This window comes from Kitasatospora sp. NPDC057512 (assembly GCF_042802135.1).
Taxonomy (GTDB): Bacteria; Actinomycetota; Actinomycetes; order Streptomycetales; family Streptomycetaceae; genus Kitasatospora.
This window is the reverse complement of the sequence record NZ_JBHVET010000634.1, coordinates 1-5172: the sequence shown is the minus strand read 5'-3', so window position 1 is coordinate 5172 and position 5172 is coordinate 1. Positions and strand designations below refer to the sequence as shown.

2 protein-coding genes are annotated in these 5172 nt (G+C 72.1%); one reads left to right on the top strand and one right to left on the bottom strand.

From position 1 onward, the window contains the following. Positions 1-69 precede the first annotated feature (69 nt). A complete protein-coding gene (locus tag ACFU6K_RS30865) occupies positions 70-2316 on the bottom strand; it encodes an MMPL family transporter (RefSeq protein WP_380668583.1) in 2247 nt (748 codons plus the stop codon). Positions 2317-2886: 570 nt separating this feature from the next. On the opposite strand from ACFU6K_RS30865, the gene ACFU6K_RS30860 reads away from it, so the two are divergent. After that, positions 2887-5094, top strand: a complete 2208-nt coding sequence (locus ACFU6K_RS30860; protein WP_380668581.1) for an MMPL family transporter — start codon at positions 2887-2889, stop codon at positions 5092-5094. Positions 5095-5172 lie beyond the last annotated feature (78 nt).

Genomic DNA, 5172 nt, shown 5'->3' with positions numbered 1-5172 from the left:
AGGGGTGGGACAAGCCGGGCGGGTCGGACAGCCCGGACGGGTCGGGGATGCCGGGGAGGCCGGGGAGGCTCAGACCCCGGCCCGGCGGTGGCGGGCCCCCTCCGCCGGCCCCTCCGCCGGCCCGGCCGGTTGGGCGGGCAGGTCCGGGTCGGCGCCGGCCGGCGGGGTGGGCTCGCCGTGCGAGAGGTCCGGCAGCCAGTCCAGCCAGCGCGGCAGGTACCAGTTGCGGTCGCCCAGCAGGGTCATCACCGAGGGCAGCAGCACCCCGCGGATCACCGTGGCGTCGATCAGCACCGCGACCGCGAGGCCGACGCCCATCTGCTTCATCACCTGCATGGACAGCGAGCCGAAGACCGAGAACACCGCCACCATGATCACCGCGGCGCTGGTGACCACCCCGGCCGTGGAGCGGATGCCGTCGGCGATCGCGGCCCGGGTCGGCAGGCCGCGGTCGTGGCCCTCCTTGATCCGGGAGACCACGAACACGTGGTAGTCCATCGAGAGCCCGAAGAGGATCACGAAGAGGAACAGCGGCACCCAGGACTCCACCGCGCCGACCCCGGCGGTGCCCAGCAGCGAGGCGCCCACGCCGTGCTGGAAGACCAGCGTCAGCACCCCGTACGCGGCGCCCACCGAGAGCAGGTTGAGCACCACGGCGGTGGCCGCGACGACCGGGGAGCGGAAGGTGGTGAGCATCAGCAGGAAGGCGAGGGCGACGACGAAGCCGAAGACCAGCGGCATCGAGTCGCCCATCGTCCGGTTGAAGTCGTACGACGCGGCGGTGTAGCCGGTGACCGGGGCCTCGGTGCCGGGCACCGTGAGGACGGTGGCGGGCACCAGCTCCTCGCGCAGGCTCCGCAGGGCGTCGTTGCTGGTGGCGTCGTTGCCGGTGCCGTTGAGCGGGATGTCGACGGTGGCGACGTTCCGGTCGGCGTGCACGGCGACCTCCACCGGTCCGTGCATCCGCCCGCTCGCCAGGGCCTTCGCCCTGAGGTCGGCGATCGCGGCGGTCATCGCGGGGGAGTCGATGTCGGCGGCCCTGATCACGACGGTGGCGGGGGCGGGGCTGCCGGGGAAGGCGGCCTCGATCTTCTGCGAGGCGGCGACCAGGGCGTTGCCCGCGGGCAGCTGCTGCTGGAAGGTCAGCTTGGCGGTGTGCATGGTGAGCAGCGGCGCGGCCAGGGCCAGCAGGAAGGCGCCGGCGAGCAGGGTGGCGGCCAGCGGTCGGCGCAGCACCGGGGTCAGCACCGCGTTCCAGAAGCGTCCGCCGGTCCGCGCGGCGTCCGGGCGGCGCAGCTTGGCGAGGAACGGCACCCGGCCCTTCTCGACCCGGTCGCCGAGCATCGACAGCAGCGCGGGCAGCACGGTGAGCGAGCCGAGCACGGCGGTGATCACGACCAGGATGGTGGCGAAGGCCATCGCCTTGAAGGTGGCGATCCCGGTGAGGAACATCCCGGCCATGGCGACCACCACGGTGACGCCGGAGACCAGCACCGCCCGGCCGCTGGTGGCGGCGGCCACGGCCAGCGCGGTGGCGGCGTCGCGCCCGGCGGCCCGCTCCTCGCGTTCGCGGCGCAGGTAGAAGAGGCAGTAGTCGACGCCGACGGCGAGGCCGACCAGCAGCATCACCGAGGAGGCGTCGCCGCTGGTGTGCAGGAACCCGCTGCCGAGCGCGACCAGCCCGGCGGCCGCGACGAAGGCGGTGAGCGCGAGCACCACCGGCAGCACGGCGGCGACCAGCGCGCCGAAGGCGACCAGCAGGATGCCGAGGGCGAGCGGCACGGCCGTCCACTCGGCGCGCGCGAAGTCGTTCCCGACCTGGTCCCGCATCCACTTGCCGGAGCTGGCGTCGCCGAGCTGGACGACGGTGAGGCCCGGGTGCTGCTTCTGCACGCCGGCCACCGCGTCCAGCACCGGCTGGACCTGGTCCGCGGCCTCGGCGCGGTCGCCCTTGAGGGTCAGCGTCACCAGCGCGGAGTGGCCGTCGGCGGAGACGGCCTTGGTGTCGTACGGCGAGCGGACCTCGGCGGCCCGGCCGGTGCCGTTCACGGCGGCGACCACCTGGCCGACGGCGGTGCGGAACTCCGGGTCGTCGGCGCCGAGGGTGGGGCTCTGGACCAGGACGGTCTCGCCCGCCGGGCTCGTCAGCCCGGCCTCGTCGAGGATCCGCGCGGCCCGGGAGACCTGCCCGGGGACCGACTCGGCATCGGTGATCCTGACGCTGCCGTGGGCGGAGCCGAGCGCGGCGGCCAGGACGACGAAGAGCAGCCAGCCGAACACGGCGGTCTTGCGGTGCCGGGCGCTCCAGGCGCCCATCGCGGCCGCCAGGCCGAGTCTGGACTTCACGGGCTTCACGGTGGTTCTTCCCCCCTGGGAGAGCGGCGGTCGTCGCCGGACGGGAGCGGCGGGGGCCCTGGGTCGGGGGAACCGCCGGTCTGGGGTGCGCCGGCTGGGCTCCGGCGTCCCGATCGACAGTAGGGAAGCGGGTCCTGACGGGTAATCCGGCTGGCGGGTGGCCGTTTCCTGGTGCTCTCCTCGGGGCCGGGGTGGGGTTTTCCCTACCCTCCGACCCCGAGATCTCCTCCTGGGGGGTAGGGGGTGCTCCTCCACCCTGAGGGGGAGATGACTCCACCCGGAGCACGAGGTCAGGAGGGGTGTGTCCGGGAGAGACTGGGTCGGGGCCGCTTCGGGTGGCCCGACGGGGGTTGAAGCACACGGGGGCTCCTTGCCGGGCGGCAAGCAAGTACTCGTAGGATGATGCCCCAAACCTACTTACCTGCCGACCGGCAAGGGAGTGCCGCCGGCACTCCCCGCGCCGGTCCTGCCGTCGCCCAGCGTCCCGTCCCCCAAGGGCTGCGGTGAACCATGCCCAGGAGGCACACGAGCATGTTCCACCGACTAGGACAATTCGTCGTACGCCGTGCGTGGTGGGTGATCGCCGCATGGGTCGTCGCGATGATCGCCATCGTCGCGTCGGCGCCGAAGGTCACCTCGCAGACGGACGAGTCCGCGTTCCTGCCCAAGCACTACGAGTCCATCCAGGCGGCGCAGCTCCAGGGACAGGCCTTCCCGTCCAGCTTCACCCCCTCCGCGCTGCTGCTCTTCGAGCGCAACGACGGCCAGGCGCTCAACGAGGGCGACCAGGCCACGATGGACAAGGTCGTCAAGGGCCTCACCGACGCGCACATCCCCGCCGTCGAGATGATCCTGCCGGTCGACCCCAAGGCCTCGAAGTCCAAGGACGGCAAGTACGCGCTGTCCATGGTCGGCATCGACAAGACCAAGATGCAGACCACGGAGTTCACCGACGCCGCGAAGAAGCTCCGCAGTGAGGGCTCCAAGCTCGCCGACGGCTCCGGACTGAAGTTCCAGGTCGGCGGCCAGGCCGCGAGCAGCCTGGACCAGCAGGACGCCTCCGGCGCCACCGACGCCATCGTGATGCTCGGCAGCCTGCTGCTCGTCATCCTGATCGTCGGCGTCATCTTCCGCAGCATCCTGGCCGGCATCCTGCCGGTCATCCTCTCGCTGGCCATCGCGATGCCGGTGTCCAACGGCCTGATCGCCCACGCGATCGACATATTCGACCTCAAGTCCTCCCCGATGACCTCGGCGATCCTGATCATCGTGGTCCTCGGCGTCGGCACCGACTACTTCCTCTTCCTGGCCTTCCGCTACCGCGAGCGGCTGCGCCTGGGCGAGGACCGCAAGACCGCCGTGGCCAACGCCGTCGGCCGGGTCGGCGAGGCGATCGCCTCCGCCGCCGGTGCCGTCGCCGTCGCCTTCGCCGTGCTGGTCCTCTCCAGCCTGGGCATGTTCACCGCGCTCGGCCCGGCGCTGGCCATCGCGGTCGTCGCGACCGCCCTGGTCTCGCTGACCCTGGCCCCCGCCGTGCTCGCCGTCATCCCGTCCAAGGGCGTGTTCTGGCCCGGCAAGAAGTGGATGCAGGAGCCGAAGAACGCCCGCTTCGCCGCGCTGGGCCGGATGACCGGCAAGAAGCCCGGCCTGGTCGCCCTGGCCTCCGGCGGCGTCCTGGTGGCGCTGGCCCTGGCCGGCGTCAACTACAACGGCACCTACGACCTGGCCGGCAGCTCGATGCCCAAGGGCAAGGAGTCGATGGTCGTCCAGGACAAGCTGATGACCGCGTTCTCGGCCGGTGCCACCGACCCGAGCCACGTCTACCTGACCAGCACCAACGGCGCCAAGCTCAGCGACTCGGCGATCAAGGACTTCGCCGGGAAGCTCCAGGGCGTCCCCGGGGTGGCCAGCGTCGTCGCGCCGTCCACCGAGACCAAGACGGTCAACGCCGACGGCACCACCGGTGACTTCACCGTCCTGCTCAACGACGCGCCGGCCTCCAACAAGGCCATCGACACCATCGAGAAGGTCCGGGACACCGCCCACGCGTCGGCCCCGGACGGCAGCAAGGCCCTGGTCGGCGGCATCACCGCGGTGTACAAGGACATCAACACCGCGATGGTGCACGACTACACGCTGGTCTTCCCGATCGCGGCCCTGCTCATCATGATCATCCTGGGCCTCCAGCTGCGCAGCGTGGTCGCGCCCTGGTACCTGATGGCCTCGGTCGGCCTCGGCTTCGGCGCGACCCTGGGCGCCACCACCCTGCTGTTCCAGAACGTCAAGGGCGAGCCCGGCCTGATGTTCATGCTGCCGATCTTCATCTACCTCTTCGTGGTGGCGATCGGCACCGACTACAACATCCTGATCATCGCCCGCCTCCGCGAGGAGGCCCGCGAGGGCCGCAGCCCGCGCGAAGCGGCCCGCGAGGCCGTCAAGCACGGCGGCCCGACCGTCGCGGCGGCCGGCTTCATCCTGGCGGCGTCGTTCGCGACCTTCATGCTCGCGGGCAACGTCCTCTTCATGGAGCTCGGCTTCTCGCTGGCCTTCGGCATCGTGCTGGCGGCCTTCGTGATGGCGATGTTCTTCACCCCGGCGCTCACCGCGCTGCTCGGCCACCGCGCCTGGTGGCCCGGCCACGCGGACACCCCGGGCCACGGCCACGGCCACGGTCACGGCGAGGGCCCGGCCCCGCTGGCCGGTGCCCACGGGATGCCGGAGCCGGCCGGCCGGCGCTGAGCCGACCGGGTCGGTGTGAACGGTGACCCGACCCGGCCCTGACCGGGTCGGTGCGAACAGGGCGGCGCCCCGCTACGG

Bases quoted from the DNA above. Each gene is read 5' to 3' on its own strand.
- ACFU6K_RS30865 (WP_380668583.1), bottom strand. From the start codon at position 2,316: ATGGGCGCCTGGAGCGCCCGGCACCGCAAGACCGCCGTGTTCGGCTGG.
- ACFU6K_RS30860 (WP_380668581.1), top strand. From the start codon at position 2,887: ATGTTCCACCGACTAGGACAATTCGTCGTACGCCGTGCGTGGTGGGTG.